This window comes from uncultured Jatrophihabitans sp. (assembly GCF_964252635.1).
In the GTDB taxonomy this organism is placed as follows: Bacteria; Actinomycetota; Actinomycetes; order Mycobacteriales; family Jatrophihabitantaceae; genus Jatrophihabitans.
This window is the reverse complement of record NZ_CAXUNP010000022.1, coordinates 10,563-26,510: the sequence shown is the minus strand read 5'-3', so window position 1 is coordinate 26,510 and position 15,948 is coordinate 10,563. Positions and strand designations below refer to the sequence as shown.

Below are 15,948 nucleotides of genomic sequence, written 5' to 3'. Positions count from 1 at the left end.
ATCGCCCGGTCGCCCGGTCACCCGGTCACACCCGTTCCGGCTCAGACGGGAATGGGTGTCCGGTCGGGGTCGACGGTTCTGGGTGGGGTCCAGGTTGGTCGGCCGTGGTGGATGTCGACGGTCCAGTTGTGTTGTTCGAAGGTGCGGTGGTGGTGGCCGCAGAGCATGACGGCGTTGTCCAGGGTGGTGGGTCCGCCGAGGATGTGTTCGAGGATGTGGTGGATCTGGCACCAGCCGGGTGGGGCCAGGCAGCCGGGGAAGGCGCAGCCCTGGTCTCGGGCGATCAACGCCAGCCGCTGTCCTTCGGTGAACAGCCGGTGGGTCGAGGAGTACGCCTCGACCGCCTTGAGTGAGTTCAGGGCGGTGATCATGAGCCGGTAGTCTCCACCGGCCCAGCCCAGTGCCTCCTTGACGGGGACCTGGGCGCCGTGGCCGGTCAGCGCGAACCCGTCGCCGGTGAGGTACGTGTCGGCGTCGATGGTGAGCACGACGGTGGCCAGCACCCCACCGGCCGTGGGTAGCCGCCCGGAGCCGACCGTGATCTTGAGGGCGTCGAGCAGGGCGTCGTGGCGGCGTTGTCCGGCGGTGCGGGGGTCCTTGATGCCATTCGCTTCGGGCTGGGGTTTGGCGAGGGAGTCGAAGGTGACCTGCAGGAACTCACCCAGCTCCGCGGTGCCCTGGAACGATCCGACACAGGACCCGTCGGGGCGCACGTGCAGGCGCAGGTCCCGGTCTTTGCGGCGGCGTTCGACATCGCGGTAACCCGCGTCGGGGTCGAGCCACTCGGCTTCCCGGGTGGCGAGCTGCTGCAGCGTGGCGGCCTCGAAGGTGCGCGCGAACCCGACCAGCCGCGCCTCCGCCGCCGGGATGTGCTCACAGACCTCGACGGGCAGTTTGTCCAGGGTGGCGGTGATCGCCCGCGCCTGTCGCGCGGCCAGCTCACCGGCGGCCTGCGCCGCGGCAACCGCCGGGTAGCGCGCGGGCATCGGCTCACCCGACAGGGACCGGCGTGGCCCGGTGGCGTGCGCGGCCCGCACCCGGGCGTTGGCCTCGCTGATGTCGATCGTGAGCGTCTGCCGCAGCCAGTAGCCGGTGGCCCGGGCCATCGCCCGCGCCGGGACACCTCGGGCTTCCACCTCGAGGATCAGGGCGTGGTCGACCGGCTCGAGCCGCCGCCGTAGCGACTCGAACGAGCGCACCGCCGCGACTACCTCGTCGTCGGTACACACCGACAACTCCACTGCTTGCAGCGCGTCCACAACCTGGTGAGCGTCCACGAGCAGCAAGGCCAGATCGCCCCGCGTCAACGTATCGCTCATGCGTTCTATTCTACCGCAACGCAACCCGGTCGACAACGGTTTATCCCAGTGAAACCGGGCCCGGCAACAAGATCGTTCAGCGCGCAACGCGAGCCGACAACGCAGCGCAATCGAACGCGAAACCCCTGCGTCGCTGCGCTTGTGACCGAACGCGGAAAGCGCGCGTCGCTGCGCTTGTGACCGAACGCGGAAAGCGCGCGTCGCTGCGCTTGTGACCGAACGCGGAACACCCTCGTCGCTGCGCTTGTGACTGCCGCCGACCGTCTTGGTTACCGTCAAGTCGTGACACCGCGGCGGTTACTCCCCGTCGCGTCCGCACCCGGTGCCGACCTCCCCGTCCGCCCGGCCCTCGACGAGGTCATCGCCGCTGCCCACGACAGCGGTACGGCCGTCCTCGTCGCCCCGCCGGGGTCGGGCAAGACCTCGCTGCTGCCGCTCGCCCTGGCCGACGCGTTCGACGGCCGCGTCGTGGTGGCCGAGCCGCGCCGCCTGGCCACCCGCGCGGCTGCGCACCGCCTGGCCGCCCTCGTCGGTGAATCACCCGGCGAGTCCGTCGGCTACGCGATGCGGGGCGAACGGGTCGGCGGCCGCGCGACCCGCGTCGAGGTCGTCACCACCGGCCTGCTCGTCCAGCGCCTGCAGCGCGACCCGGACCTACCCGGCGTGGCCGCCCTGCTGATCGACGAGTGCCACGAACGCCATCTCGACGCCGACCTCGCGCTCGCCTTCGGCGTCGACGTGCGGGCCACCCTGCGCCCCGACCTCGCGCTCGTCGCGACGTCGGCGACACCGGACATCGCTGCCCTGACCGCGGCGTTGTCCGCCGGGGGCGGGGCGACCCCGGTCGTGTCGGCGGCCACGCGCAGCTACGACGTCGAGATCGTCTGGGCGCCGCCGCCCGTGAGCACGCCCCTGCTGCCGGGCTCGCGGGTCGACCGCCGGTTGCTGACCCACGTCGCCGGCCTGGCCCGTCGCGCGCTGGCCGAGACCGCGGGCAACGTGCTGGTCTTCGTGCCCGGGGAGGCCGAGGTGGCCGCCGTGGTCGCAGCACTGGGCGACGCGGGCGAGGTCCTGCCCCTGTACGGACGGCAGTCACGCGCGGAGCAGCAACGGGTGTTCGCGCCGTCGTCGCGCCGACGCGTGATCGTGACGACGGCGGTCGCCGAGAGCTCGCTGACCGTCCCGGGTGTGCGCACCGTCGTCGACTCCGGGCTGGCCCGCCAACCGCGCCTCGACCCCGCTCGTGGGCTGACCGCGCTGGTGACCACCCGGGTATCCCGCGCCTCCGCCGACCAGCGGGCCGGTCGCGCCGGTCGCGAGGGACCGGGCCGGGTCTACCGGTCCTGGTCCGAGACCGATCACGCGCACCTCACCGCCCAGACCGCCCCCGAGATCGCGACGACCGACCTCGCCGGCTTCGCCCTGGCCGTCGCGGCCTGGGGTGCACCGTCCGGCGCGGGACTCGCGTTGCTCGACGCCCCGCCGGCGGCCGCGCTCGACGCTGCCGTCACGCTGCTCCGCGACCTCGAGGCGGTGGACGGGATGGGCCGGATCACCGAACGCGGTCGCCGCCTCGCCGCGGTCGGCATCCATCCCCGGCTGGCCCGCGCCCTGCTCGACGGCGCGGCGCTCGTCGGCGCGCAGCGTGCGACCGAAACGGTGGCGCTGCTCTCCGACGACTCGCCGTCCGGCCGCGGCGACGACCTCCCGGCCCGTTTGCGTGAGCTGCACGCCGGGCGCGACCGTGCCGCCGCCGCCCGTTGGCGGGAGGAGATGCGGCGCCTCGAGCGCGCGGTCGACCACCGTCCCAAGGCGCCCGGCCGGATGGACGACGACCAGGCGGTGGGGACGGTTGTCGGGCTCGCCTACCCCGACCGGCTGGCCCGGGCCAGGCAGGGCGACTCCCCGTCCTACCTGACCTCCGGTGGTACGGGCGCCGCGCTCGCCGACGGGTCGGGGCTGCGGGGTTCGCCGTGGCTGGCCGTGGCGACCGCCGACCGCCCGCCCGGCCGCACCGAGGCCCGCATCCGGGCGGCCGCCCCGATCGACGAGGCGACGGCACGGCTCGTCGCCCCCGACCTGGTCAGGACCCGCGACGAGGTGGCGTGGGACGGCGGCGGCCTGGTCGCTCGCCGCGTCGAGTCACTGGGCGCACTGACGCTCTCCGAGGCACCCCTGCGTGATCCGGACCCGACCCTGGTCCTGGCCGCGGTACGCGACGGCCTGGCCCGCACCGGACTGCAGGTGCTGACCTGGACCGACCGCGCCGTGTCGCTGCGTCGCAGGATGGCCTTCTGCCGCGCCCATCTCGGCGACCCCTGGCCACCCGTCGACGAGGCGGCGCTGCTCACGGCGGCGGACAGCTGGCTCGGCCCGGATCTTGCGCGGGTACGGCGCAGCCGCGACCTGGCCCGGATCGACGTGACGACCGCACTGCGCAGGCTGCTCCCCTGGCCGGCCGCGACCCGCTTCGACGAGCTCGCGCCCGAGCGGATCGTGGTGCCGTCCGGATCACGGGTGACGGTCGCCTACGACGGGGCCGAACCGCCCGTCGTGGCGGTCAAGCTGCAGGAGACGTTCGGGTGGACGACTACGCCGGCGCTCGCCGACGGCCGCGCACCGGTCGTGCTGCACCTGCTCTCACCCGCAGGGCGGACGGTCGCCGTCACCGCCGACCTGGCGTCGTTCTGGCGGCAGGGATACCCGCAGGTACGGGCCGAGCTCCGCGCGCGCTACCCCAAGCACCCCTGGCCCGAAGACCCTTTAGCTACCCAGCCGACAGCGCGTACCCAGCGCCGTTCGCGGACCGGACAGTGACCCTCAGTACCCGGTCGGGTTGGACCGCAGCGCACGGTCCTCGGGCCGACGCACCTGCAGCCGTCCCTCACGCACCCGCGTCTCGAACACCGCCTGGGGCCGGGTGGCCGGACCCGACTGCACCGAGCCGTCGTCGAGACTGAAGGTGCCGCCGTGCCACGGGCACACGACGCACCCGTCGACGACCTCACCCTCGTGCAGCGGTGCACCGCGGTGCGTGCACCGGTCGGCCAGGGCCACCGGCTGCCCGTCGCGTACGGCCACCAGCACCGGGATGCCGGCCACCTCGACGGCGGTGAGCGTGTCGCCGGTGGGCAGATCGTCGACGGCTACGGCGTCCACCCAGTCCGCGGGGAACTGCTGGAACGCGGTCGTGTCGACCCCGACGCCCTGGGCGTAGGACAGGTGGCCACCGAGCCACCCGGCTGCGCCCAGCAGCGACGCGCCGACGAGCGACAGACCGACGCCGGCGCGGTGCCGGTCTGCGCGGCGGGCGAACCAGCTGCCGGCGTAGGCGCCGATCGCTGCGTAGTTCAGCAGTGCGTGGGCCAGCCCGACGCGGCGCTCCGCACCGCCGGTCGTCAACCAGTCGGACGCGCCGGAGGCCGCAGTCGGGGCCGCCGCGATGAGGCCGAGCCCGACGAGCTTCTGGGCGCCGTCGGTGTCGCCGACCGCGTCGAGAACCAGCGAGGACGTCCAGGCCCCGATGGGCACGGACACCAGCAGTGGGTGCAGCGGGTGACCCAACGGGACGCCGCTCAGCGTGTCCTCGACCGGGCCGGGGCGCACCACGGTCCGCAGTGCTGTGTTCAGAGCGGCGCCCGGCTTGTCCAGCACGGTCGCGCCCTCCAGGCGGGTGATCAGGTTCTCCATGAATCGCAGGGTGCGCATAGCGGTCTCCGAAGGTCTGGTGCGTTGCGCTGGAAATACCGTGCCCGGCCGCCCGGCTAACGGCTCGGAGCGACACATTGCACCACAGGCTCGGTTGACGAGGCCCGATGAGGCTTCGAGAATGGAGGTCGGGCCGGCACCCTCGAAGATCCGGGGTCAGGGCCCGTCGGACGTGGAAGTGCCTTCTGCATGCAGATGCTCAGCAGTTCGATCCCGTGCCCACGGTGCGGCGCAGACGCCATGGTGACCCTGTTCGGTGCCAACGGTGCCGAGGTCTCGGCCGCCGAGCTCACGTTCTCCTGCCCGGAGGGCCACACCGTGCCCGCCGACGTGTCCCGCAGCGCCGTCCTCGACGCGTTCGAGAACCACCGGGCCCAGCCCCGGCAGGCCTCCTAGCCCTTCTTCGAGCCCGCGCCCTTTCTGGCCTTCGTACCGGCCCCCTTGCCAGCCTTCGCCTTGCCGGCCTTCACCTTCTGCTCTGCGCTCTTCTTGTCAGCTTTCGCCTTCCGCTTCGCACTCTTCTTCTTGTCAGCCTTCGTCGTCCGCTTCGCACTCGTCGTGTCGGCCTTCGCAGGCCCGGAGACAGCCGCGTCAACCGCTCGGGCCGAGCCACGGAGCAGCATCGACCCGTTCTCGTCGATGCGGTGCGCGGTCGGGTCGTCGAACCAGCGCCCTCCCACGGCGAGGTAGCGGAAGTAGACGTCACCGGGATGTCGGACCTCGGCCAGGACGCCGAGGGTGCCGTCGTCCTGCGAGGTCAGTGGGTGCACACCCGGCGACCAGTCGTTGAACGAACCCACGACCGAGACTTCGTCCTCTGCCTCGTCCAGGACAAAGCGAGCGAAGGTGCGGCCGGTGATCGGATCGACGACGAGCAGCGCCGTCATACCTTGTCGGCCTCGGGGCGGTCCTTCGCGTAGAGGTAGTAGTAGGCCCCGGCGACGAAGACGCCGGCTCCGACCGCGTTGCCGAGGAACGCGAAGATCAGGTTCTCGACGGTGTTCGCGGTGGTGACGCTGCCCGCGTTCTCGAACACGGCGAGCGGCAGGAAGAACATGTTGGCCACGACGTGGTCGAACCCGAGGGCCACGAACGCGGTGATCGGGAAGATGATGGCCAGGATCTTGCCCGACACGCTGGTGGCCGCGAAGGCAAGCCAGACCGCGAGGCACACCAGCCAGTTGCAGCCGACGGCGCGGAGGAACTGCTCGGTGTGCGTCTCGGTCACGGCCTTGCCCATCGTGATCGCGCCGAGGCGGGTCCAGCTGGCGCCGGCGGTGCCGTCGGCACCCTTCTTGATCACGCCGGTCTTGTCGGCCAGCACGTACGCAACGAACAGCGCGCCGGCGAGGTTGCCGATGGTCACCCAGAACCAGTTCAGCAGCATCCTGACGACGGTGACCTTCCGGTCCAGCACCGCGAGCGGGATGGTCGCCATGTTGCCGGTGAGCAGGTCCGCGCCGCCGACGACGACCAGGATCAGACCGAGGCTGAAGACCAGGCCGGTGAACAAGGTGGTGAGGCCGCCCCAGGTCTTGGGGTCGAGGCCGGACGACACGACGATGGCCAGCAGACCGCCGAAGGCGATGTAGGCGCCGGCGAGGAACCCGCCCACCAGTGCCTTCACGGGCGGCGCCGCCGCCTTGGACACTCCGGACCTGATGGCCTCGACGGCAATCTGCGGTGGTGCGTTGAACGACATGTGAATCTCCTCTGCTCGATCGCCAGCAGTACCCAGGCCGGTTGGCCTGCTACCGGCGGCAACCGCGGACGGCTGCGGACGACATGGATCGTCCGGGTTCCGACGGACCCGCGTGCCGCGCTCGGGCGCGGGGTAGCGTGATCGCATGGGTGTTCAGAAGACGGTTCTCGGCTGGCCCGTTCTCCGCCAGCTGACCGGTGCCGACCGTCTCGCCCGCGGCGCGGCTGCGAAGTCCGGCACGACCGAGCGCAAGGTCGCCCGCACCGAGACCGCCGACCGCGTCGTCGACAGCATCTGCCCCTACTGCGCCGTCGGTTGCGGTCAGAAGCTCTTCGTCAAGGACGAGAAGGTCATCCAGATCGAGGGCGACCCGAACTCGCCGGTGTCCCGCGGCCGGCTGTGCCCCAAGGGCTCGGCCAGCGAGCAGTACGTCAACTCCCCCGGCCGGCAGACCGCGATGCTCTACCGCCGTCCGGGCGGCACCGAGTGGGAGCCGTTGGATCTCGAGACGGCCACGGACATGATCGCCGACCGGATCGTTGACACCCGGGCGCGCACCTGGCAGGAACAGGACCACGAGGGCAAGTTCGTGCGGCGCACGCTCGGCTTCGCCGGCCTCGGCGGCGCGACCCTGGACAACGAAGAGAACTACCTGATCAAGAAGCTGTTCACCGCGCTGGGCGCCGTCCAGATCGAGAACCAGGCCCGTATTTGACACAGCGCCACCGTCCCCAGTCTGGGGGCCTCGTTGGGTCGTGGCGGTGCCACCTCGTTCCTGCAGGACCTGCAGAACTCCGACTGCATCGTCATTCAGGGCTCGAACATGGCCGAGTGCCACCCGGTCGGGTTCCAGTGGGTCATGGAGGCCAAGGCGCGCGGCGCCAAGGTCATTCACATCGACCCGCGGTTCACCCGCACCTCGGCGGTCGCCGACACGCACGTCCCGTTGCGGGCCGGCAGCGACATCGCGTTCCTGGGCGGCATCGTCAAGTACATCCTGGACAACGAGAAGTACTTCCGTGACTACGTCGTGGCGTACACGAACGCGGCCACGATCCTGCGTGGGGACTTCCAGGACGTCGAGGACCTGGACGGCATCTTCTCCGGTTACGACCCGGAGACCGGCAAGTACGAGACCACGACCTGGCAGTACGAGGACGGCACGCTGCACTCGGCCGCCGGCAAGCGCAAGGTCGGCAACGGCCTGCCGCTGACTGCCGACCCGCAGCACCGCGACGAGACGCTGCAGGACCCCAACTGCGTGTTCCAGGTGCTCAAGCGGCACTACGCCCGGTACACGCCCGAGATGGTGTCGCAGGTGTGCGGCGTGCCCGTCGAGCAGTTCCTCGACGTGTGCGAGGCGGTCACCGCGAACAGCAACCGTGAGCGCACCACGGCCTGGGTGTACTCGGTGGGCTGGACGCACCACACGGTCGGCATCCAGTACATCCGCGGCTCGGCGATCATCCAGCTGCTGCTCGGCAACATGGGCCGCCCCGGCGGCGGCATCCTGGCCCTGCGCGGGCACGCCAGCATCCAGGGCTCCACCGACATCCCCACCCTGTTCGACCTGCTGCCCGGCTACCTGCCGATGCCGACGGTCGGCCAGGACTCGATGGCGAGCTACCTCGGGGACCTCGTCGACAAGGACCAGAAGGGTTTCTGGTCCGCCGCCGAGAGCTACAGCGTCAGCCTGCAGAAGTCCTGGTGGGGTGACGCGGCCACCGCCGAGAACGACTGGGCCTTCGACTACCTGCCACGCATCAACGACGACCACGGCACGTACCGCACCGTCATGGACATGCACGACGACAAGATCGAGGGCTATCTCGTCTTCGGGCAGAACCCGGCGGTGGGCTCGGCGCACGGCAAGCTGCAGCGCCTGGCCATGGCCCACCTCAAGTGGCTCGTCGTCCGCGACGTCAACATGATCGAGACGGCGACGTTCTGGAAGGACGGCCCCGAGATCGCGACGGGCGAGCTGAAGACCGAGGACATCGACACCGAGGTCTTCTTCTTCCCGGCTGCGGCGCACACCGAGAAGGACGGCACGTTCACCCAGACGCAGCGCATGCTGCAGTGGCACCACAAGGCCGTCGAACCACCGGGCGACTGCCGCAGCGAGCTGCACTTCTTCTTCCACCTCGGCCGCAAGATCCGCGAGCGGCTGGCCGGCTCCACCGAGCGGCGTGACCGCCCGATCCTCGACCTGACGTGGAACTACCCCTTGGACGAGCACGGGGACCCGTCGGCCGACGCGGTGCTGCGCGAGGTGAACGGCACGCACGTGACCGGCGAGAAGGCCGGCCAGGTGCTCAGTTCCTACACCGAGATGAAGACCGACGGTTCCACCGCAGGCGGTTGCTGGATCTACACCGGCGTCTACGCCGACGAGGTGAACCAGGCCGCCAGGCGGAAGCCCGGCAGCGAGCAGAACTGGGTCGCCGCGGAATGGGGTTGGGCCTGGCCCGCCAACCGCCGCACGCTCTACAACCGGGCCTCCGCCGACCCGGACGGCAAGCCGTGGAGCGAGCGCAAGGCCTACGTCTGGTGGGACGAGGACCAGCAGAAGTGGACCGGCCACGACATCCCGGACTTCGTGGCGACCAAGGCACCGTCCTACCGTCCCGAGCCGGGCGCCACCGGCCCGGACGCGCTGCGCGGCGACGAGCCGTTCATCATGCAGGCCGACGGGAAGGCCTGGCTGTTCACGCCCACCGGCGTCGTCGACGGGCCGTTGCCCTCGCACTACGAGCCGCAGGAATCACCGGTCTCCAACGCCTTCTACCGGCAGCAGGCCAACCCGACGCGCGAGGTGTTCCCGCGCAAGGACAACCTGCAGAACCCGTCGGGGCATCAGCCGGGTTCGGACGTGTTCCCGTACGTGTTCACCACCTACCGGCTCACCGAGCACCACACCGCCGGCGGCATGAGTCGATGGGTGCCGTTCCTGACCGAGCTGCAGCCGGAGTTCTTCTGCGAGGTCTCCCCCGAGCTCGCGAAGGAGCGCGGCCTCGAGCACCTCGGGTGGGCCACCATCACCAGCGCGCGTACCGCGATCGAGGCGCGGGTGCTGGTCAGCGAGCGGATGAAGCCGTTGCCCGTCGCCGGCCGCGTCGTCCACCAGATCGGGCTGCCCTACCACTGGGGCGTCGGCAAGGACGCACTGTCCGTCGGCGACTCGGCCAACGACCTGTTCGGCGTGACCCTGGACCCGAATGTGCACATCCAGGAGTCCAAGGTCGGCTCCTGCGACATCCGACCCGGCCGTCGACCCACCGGCCCGGACCTGCTGCGCTACGTCGAGGAGTACCGCAGCCGGGCGGGTATCACCGTCGAGACCGGCAACCTGCACCGAACCCCGGAAGGGGACGCATGAGCGACGCTTGCGGAGCGAACCAGGGGCATCAGGTCTCTGCATGCCCGAACGGAGTGAGGGCATGACCCAGTTCTCCGGTAACGACCCGCAGGTTTCCAAGAGCGCCGGCTGGGACGACCCGCCGGCCCGCAAGGGCTTCTTCACCGACACCTCCATCTGCATCGGCTGCAAGGCGTGCGAGGTCGCGTGCAAGGAGTGGAACGGCGTCCCGGACGACGGCTTCAACCTGCTCGGGTCGTCCTACGACAACACCGGTGCGCTGGGCGCCTCGACGTGGCGGCACGTCGCGTTCATCGAGCAGTCCAAACCGTTGGGCGGCCAGGACCCCGGCGTGCTGGGCATGCCGGTCGGGTCGCCGGCGGCGGACGCCCTGAACCAGGCCGGCGACGCTGCCCTGTCCGGCGACCGCAGCCAGCTCGGCACCGACTCGACCGTGGTCTCGCTCGGCATGCCGTCGACGCAGCTGCCGGGTGACGCGCTGCCCGCCGAGTCGCGCACCGATTTCCGCTGGCTGATGAGTTCGGACGTGTGCAAGCACTGCACGCACGCCGCCTGCCTCGACGTCTGCCCCACGGGTTCGCTGTTCCGCACCGAGTTCGGCACCGTGGTCGTCCAGGACGAGATCTGCAACGGGTGCGGGTACTGCGTCCCGGCCTGCCCCTACGGCGTCATCGACCGCCGGATCGGCGACAAGAACGTCACCAAGAACGTCGGCGTGGCCCAGAAGTGCACGCTCTGCTACGACCGGTTGGGCGCCGGCAAGGAGCCGGCCTGCGCGCAGGCGTGCCCCACCCAGTCCATCCAGTTCGGCGACCTCGACGAGCTGCGCGAACGCGCGCAGGCCCGTGTCGAGCAACTGCAGGCCAGTGGCGTCACCGACGCGCGGCTCTACGGCGAGGACCCGGACGACGGCATCGGTGGCGCGGGCGCACTGTTCCTGCTGCTCGACGAGCCCGAGGTGTACGGGTTGCCGCCGGACCCGATCGTCACCACCCGCGACCTGCCGGAGATGTGGCGCAAGGCCGCGGTGGCCGCGGTGACGCTCCTGGCCGGTGCAGTGGCGTCCTTCGCCGGGCGCCGTCGATGACCCAGGGCGAGTCCAACGCGGTCGGACGCGACGGGCCGGTAGACCCGATCGGGGGCGAGCGAGCCGCCGCACCGCAGTTCGGCAGCGCACGCCGCGACGGGCGATCCGGCGGGAAGCGTCGGCGTAAGGGCGGCGGCCGCGACGGCGACCCCGTCGTCCCGGACGTCGAGTTCACGTCCTACTACGGCCGGCCGATCGTCAAGGCCTCGCCGTGGGAGATCGACATCCCGATCTATTTGTTCCTCGGTGGCCTCGCCGGCGGTTCGTCGCTGCTGGCCGCGGGCGCCGACCTCACCGACCGGCCGACCCTGCGTCGCGCCGCCCGGCTGAGCGCCGCCGGCGGCATCACGGTCAGCTTCGCCGCGTTGGTCCACGACCTCGGGCGGCCGAGCCGGTTCGTGAACATGCTGCGGGTGGCCAAGCCGACGTCCCCGATGTCGGTCGGCACCTGGATCCTGACCGCCTACGGCCCGCTCGCCGGCCTGGCCGGTGCCGCCGAGCTGCGCGACTTCGTGCCGTTGCCGTCGTTCGCGCGCTCCCTGCTCGGGGTACTGGCCCGACCGGCCGGTCTGGTCGCCGCCCTGACCGCTCCCGCGGTCGCGTCGTACACCGCCGTGCTGCTGTCCGACACGGCGACGCCGTCGTGGCACGAGGCCCATCGCGAGCTGCCGTTCGTGTTCGTCGGCTCGGCCGCGGGCGCGTCGGGCGGTCTGGCCATGATCACCACGCCCGTCGCACAGGCCGGGCCGGCGCGACGCCTCGCCGTCACCGGTGCTGTTCTCGAGCTCGCCGCCGAGCACCGTATGGAGGCGTCGATGGGCGTCACCGCCGAGCCGCTGCACGACGGCACACCCGGCCGGCTCATGCGGGCCAGCAAGATCCTGACCGCGGCGGGCGCCGTGCTCACCGCCGTCGCCGGTCGGCGCAGCCGCCTGGCCTCGGCCCTGGGCGGTGCCTCGCTCGTCGGCGGTTCGATCTGCCTGCGCCTCGGTGTCTTCGACGCGGGTCAGGCTTCGGCGCGCGACCCGAAGTACACGGTGGTGCCGCAGCGCGAGCGCCTCGAAGCCCGTCGCGCCGCTCGCTGACCGGGTCAGCGGACGGTGATGACGGCGTCGCCGCGCGCCGTCGTCTCGCCCACGACCGGCGCCCCCGGCACCTCACCGACGACCAGCAGTCCGCCGCTGGTCTGCGCGTCGGCCAGCAGGAGCAGCTCGGCCTCGAACGCGGTGGACGCGAGGTGCGGACGCACCCAGTCGAGGTTGCGCCGGGTGCCGCCGCTGACGAACCCGTCGCGCAACGCGTCGCGCGCGCCGTCGAGGTACGGCACCGCGGCCGCGTCGATCGTGGCCGACACCCCGGATGCCCGCGCCATCTTGAACAGGTGCCCGAGCAGGCCGAAGCCGGTGACGTCGGTGGCCGCTCTCGCGCCCCCGTCGACGGCTGCGCGTCCGGCGTCGGCGTTGAGCGCCACCATGGACGCGACGGCCTGCGGGAACACCTCGCCCGTCGACTTGTGCCGGTTGTTCAGCACGCCCACGCCGAGCGGCTTGGTGAGACTGATCGGCAGTCCAGCCACCGCGGCGTCGTTGCGCAGCAACCGCTCCGGGTCGACGAGCCCGGTGACGGCCATGCCGTACTTCGGCTCGGGGTCGTCGATGCTGTGCCCCCCGCCGACGTGGCACCCAGCGAGCCGGGAGACATCGAGCCCGCCGCGCAGCACCTCGCGCAACAGCTCCATCGGCAGCACGTCGCGGGGCCAGCCCACCAGGTTGACGGCGACCACCGGCCGGCCGCCCATCGCGTACACGTCGGACAGCGCGTTGGCCGCGGCGATCCGGCCCCAGTCGTAGGCGTCGTCCACGACGGGCGTGAAGAAGTCGGCGGTGCTCACGAGCGCCTCGTGGTCGTCGATGCGGACGACCGCGGCGTCGTCACCGTCGTCCAACCCGACCAGCAGGTCCGGTGACGTAGCGGTGACCAGACCCTGCACGATCTGCTCCAGCTCACCCGGCGGGATCTTGCAGGCGCATCCTCCGCCGTGGGCGTACCCGGTCAGGCGGACAGGTGCGACGGTGCTCATCCTTCGACGGTAACCGGAGCGCCCGGGACGCAGCGGGAACGGTGACCGCCGGCTCGGGCGCTACTGTCGGCAACGGAGGCGTACAGGTGCCTGGTGGCCCTCCCGGTCTTCAAAACCGGTGAAGTCGAGTATCTCGGCTTGGCGGGTTCGATTCCCGTCCGTCTCCGCCACGACCCGCAGGAGCGACGCATGACCGACCCCCGCCGACTGGTGCCGCGCACGGACGCGGTGCTGGCCGATGCGCGGCTCGTCGCCGCCACCGAACAGCTCGGCCCGGGCCTGGTGAAGGCCGCGGTGCGGGACACCCTGCAACTCGTGCGCGAGGGGCGCATCGCCGCAGACGACGTCGCCGACGTCGTCGTTGCCGCGCTGCCCGACGGCGCCACGACCGCGCGGGCCGTCGTCAACGCGACCGGGGTCGTGCTGCACACCAACCTCGGGCGCGCGCCGCTGTCCGCCCAGGCACGGGCGGCGGTCGCCGGCTCGGCGGGGTACGTCGATGTCGAGTTCGACCTCGCCGACGGCCGACGCGCCCGACGCGGTAGAGGTCTGCTGGCCGCGCTGGCCCGGGCGGTTCCCGACGCCGGGGCCGCCTTCGCCGTCAACAACGGCGCGGCGGCGTTGGTGCTGGCCACGACCGCTCTTGCCGCCGGTCGCGAGCTGATAGTCAGCCGCGGCGAGATGGTCGAGATCGGCGACGGCTTCCGGCTGCCCGACCTCATCGCCTCGACCGGCACCCGGCTGCGCGAGGTCGGCACCACCAACCGCACCACCGTCGCGGACTACCGCGATGCCGTCGGCCCCGACACGGGTGCGGTGCTCAAGGTGCATCCCAGCAACTTCCGCGTCGAGGGGTTCACCAGTTCCGTCCCCGTGGCCGGGCTGGCCGGTCTCGGGGTGCCGGTGATCGCCGACGTCGGCAGCGGCCTGCTCGCCCCGCACCCGCTGCTGCCCGACGAGCCCGACGTCACGACCGCCGTCCGGTCGGGCGCCGCGGTCGTCACGTGCAGCGGCGACAAGCTGCTGGGCGGCCCGCAGGCGGGGCTGCTGTTCGGCACCGCCGAGACCGTCGAGCGACTGCGCCGGCACCCGCTCGCCCGGGCCCTGCGCGTCGACAAGCTGACCATCGCCGCCCTCGAGGCCACGCTGGCCGGGCCGCCGGCGCCCGTCACGCGCTACCTCACCGCCGACCCCGACGCCCTGCGCGCGCGGTGCGAGGCGCTGGCCACGCTGGTCGGTGGCACCGTCGTGGCCAGCGAGGGGGCGGTCGGTGGCGGCGGTGCACCCGGCGTCACGTTGCCCGGCTGGGCCGTGGCGTTGCCGCCCGTATTGGCCGCGCCGCTGCGTACCGGCACGCCTCCCGTCGTCGGCCGGGTCGAGGGCGGTCGCCTGCTGCTCGACCTGCGCTGCGTGGAGCCGTCCGACGATCCGGCGGTCGGTGTCGCGGTCGCCGCCGCGGCCGCGTCCGTCGCCTGATGCACGTCCTCGCCACGGCCGGGCACGTCGACCACGGTAAGTCGACGCTGGTGCGGGCGCTCACCGGCATGGAGCCCGACCGCTTCGCGGAGGAGAAGCGACGCGGCATGACGATCGACCTGGGCTACGCCTGGACCCGGCTGCCGTCCGGTGAGCAGCTCGCCTTCGTCGACGTCCCGGGACACCAGCGCTTCATCGCCAACATGCTCGCCGGCCTCGGCCCGGCCCCGGCCGTGCTGTTCGTGGTCGCCGCCGACGAGGGGTGGTCCCGGCAGTCGGCCGAGCACCTCGCCGCGATCGATGCCCTGCAGGTGCGGCGCGCCGTGCTGGCCGTCACCCGCAGCGACCTCGCGGATGCTGCACCGGCGATCGCCGACGCCCGCGCGCGACTCGCCGCGACCAGCCTCGGGCCGGTCGAGGCGGTACCGGTGTCGGGACGTACCGGCGCCGGGCTCGACGAGTTGCGCGAGGCGCTCGACCGGCTCGTAAGCACGCTCCCGGCACCGGACATCGCCGCGCCGGTGCGGCTGTGGCTCGACCGGAGCTTCAGTGTCCGTGGGGCGGGAACGGTCGTCACCGGCACCCTGCCGGCCGGGCAGGTCTCGGTCGGCGACGAGCTCACGCTGCTGACCGGCCGCGGTACCGGCACTGCTGTCGTGCGTGGGCTGCAGAGCACCGAGCAGGCCCACAACCGCATCGCGGGCGTGGCCCGGGTGGCGGTGAACCTGCGCGGCGTGTCCGGCGACGACGTCGGGCGCGGCGACCTGCTGCTGACGCCGGGTGCGTGGCACCTCACCGAGGTCGTCGACGTGCAGCTGGACGTCCGCACCGACGACCCGTCCGACGGCGACGTCCGGAGCCTGCCGACCGAACTCGTCCTGCACGTCGGCAGCGCCGCGGTGCCGGTCCGGCTGCGCCCGCTCGCCGACAACGCGGTCCGGCTCTCGGCCTCGCGCCCGCTGCCGCTGCGGGCCGGCGACCGCGCCGTCCTGCGCGACCCCGGCCGGCACTCGGTGGCGGCGGGTGTGCTCGTCCTGGACGCCGACCCGCCCGCGTTGCGACGCCGCGGTGCGGCAGCCGCTCGCGGTCGTGATCTCGCCGACGGGCGCCCGCGCCGTGACCCGGAGCCGGAGATCGCCCGCCGGGGCGTGGTGCGTCGCGACCACCTGGCGCGACTGGGCGTGGACGTCGGCGGGC

The 15,948-nt window shown here is 72.2% G+C and carries 11 protein-coding genes, 1 tRNA gene and 1 pseudogene (1 of these 13 cut by a window edge); 8 read left to right on the top strand and 5 right to left on the bottom strand.

Annotation, left to right across the window (positions count from 1 at the left end; translation table 11 throughout):
• Positions 1-41 precede the first annotated feature (41 nt).
• Positions 42-1,319: a DUF222 domain-containing protein gene (locus tag ACFFCA_RS11655; RefSeq protein ID WP_375484928.1), complete on the bottom strand. Its 1,278-nt coding sequence runs from the start codon at positions 1,317-1,319 to the stop codon at positions 42-44.
• A 282-nt stretch (positions 1,320-1,601) separates the two neighbouring features.
• Here ACFFCA_RS11655 and hrpB point away from each other — a divergent pair, with 282 nt between their 5' ends.
• On the top strand, positions 1,602-4,136 hold the full coding sequence (gene hrpB, locus ACFFCA_RS11650) for an ATP-dependent helicase HrpB (RefSeq protein WP_375484926.1): 2,535 nt from the start codon (positions 1,602-1,604) through the stop codon (positions 4,134-4,136).
• A 3-nt stretch (positions 4,137-4,139) separates the two neighbouring features.
• On the opposite strand, the gene ACFFCA_RS11645 is transcribed toward hrpB, so the two are convergent.
• Positions 4,140-5,027: a Rieske 2Fe-2S domain-containing protein gene (locus ACFFCA_RS11645; protein WP_375484924.1), complete on the bottom strand. Its 888-nt coding sequence runs from the start codon at positions 5,025-5,027 to the stop codon at positions 4,140-4,142.
• Positions 5,028-5,267: 240 nt separating this feature from the next.
• Here ACFFCA_RS11645 and ACFFCA_RS11640 point away from each other — a divergent pair, with 240 nt between their 5' ends.
• Positions 5,268-5,423 (top strand): hypothetical protein, encoded by a 156-nt coding sequence (locus tag ACFFCA_RS11640; protein WP_375484922.1) that lies wholly within the window; start codon positions 5,268-5,270, stop codon positions 5,421-5,423.
• On the opposite strand, the gene ACFFCA_RS11635 is transcribed toward ACFFCA_RS11640, so the two are convergent.
• Both ACFFCA_RS11635 and ACFFCA_RS11630 read right to left on the bottom strand, forming a co-directional pair.
• Positions 5,420-5,914 (bottom strand): hypothetical protein, encoded by a 495-nt coding sequence (locus ACFFCA_RS11635; RefSeq protein ID WP_375484920.1) that lies wholly within the window; start codon positions 5,912-5,914, stop codon positions 5,420-5,422. The genes ACFFCA_RS11640 and ACFFCA_RS11635 overlap by 4 nt on opposite strands.
• Positions 5,911-6,729 (bottom strand): formate/nitrite transporter family protein, encoded by an 819-nt coding sequence (locus tag ACFFCA_RS11630; protein WP_375484918.1) that lies wholly within the window; start codon positions 6,727-6,729, stop codon positions 5,911-5,913. The genes ACFFCA_RS11635 and ACFFCA_RS11630 overlap by 4 nt, the downstream gene beginning before the upstream one ends.
• A 145-nt stretch (positions 6,730-6,874) precedes the next feature.
• Between ACFFCA_RS11630 and fdh the strand changes: the two genes are divergently transcribed.
• The 3 genes from fdh to nrfD all read left to right on the top strand — a co-directional run bounded on the left by fdh (position 6,875) and on the right by nrfD (position 12,280).
• Positions 6,875-10,108, top strand: a complete 3,234-nt coding sequence (gene fdh / locus ACFFCA_RS11625) for a formate dehydrogenase (RefSeq protein WP_375484916.1) — start codon at positions 6,875-6,877, stop codon at positions 10,106-10,108.
• 61 nt (positions 10,109-10,169) lie between these two features.
• Positions 10,170-11,195: a 4Fe-4S dicluster domain-containing protein gene (locus tag ACFFCA_RS11620; RefSeq protein ID WP_375484982.1), complete on the top strand. Its 1,026-nt coding sequence runs from the start codon at positions 10,170-10,172 to the stop codon at positions 11,193-11,195.
• Positions 11,192-12,280, top strand: coding sequence for an NrfD/PsrC family molybdoenzyme membrane anchor subunit (gene nrfD / locus ACFFCA_RS11615; RefSeq protein ID WP_375484914.1), 1,089 nt, complete (start codon positions 11,192-11,194; stop codon positions 12,278-12,280). The genes ACFFCA_RS11620 and nrfD overlap by 4 nt, the downstream gene beginning before the upstream one ends.
• 5 nt (positions 12,281-12,285) lie before the next feature.
• Here the strand turns inward: nrfD and selD are convergent, their stop codons facing one another.
• Positions 12,286-13,275, bottom strand: a complete 990-nt coding sequence (selD, locus tag ACFFCA_RS11610) for a selenide, water dikinase SelD (RefSeq protein ID WP_375484912.1) — start codon at positions 13,273-13,275, stop codon at positions 12,286-12,288.
• 74 nt (positions 13,276-13,349) lie between these two features.
• On the opposite strand from selD, the gene ACFFCA_RS11605 reads away from it, so the two are divergent.
• The 3 genes and pseudogenes from ACFFCA_RS11605 to ACFFCA_RS11595 all read left to right on the top strand — a co-directional run.
• Positions 13,350-13,445: transfer RNA gene (locus ACFFCA_RS11605), tRNA-Sec, on the top strand.
• A gap of 19 nt (positions 13,446-13,464) precedes the next feature.
• The gene (gene selA, locus ACFFCA_RS11600) at positions 13,465-14,751 is read left to right on the top strand and encodes an L-seryl-tRNA(Sec) selenium transferase (RefSeq protein ID WP_375484910.1); all 1,287 of its coding nucleotides are present in this window, start codon (positions 13,465-13,467) and stop codon (positions 14,749-14,751) included.
• Positions 14,751-15,948: pseudogene (locus ACFFCA_RS11595) on the top strand (SelB C-terminal domain-containing protein); it runs 592 nt beyond the window's last position. The gene selA and the pseudogene ACFFCA_RS11595 overlap by 1 nt, the downstream one beginning before the upstream one ends.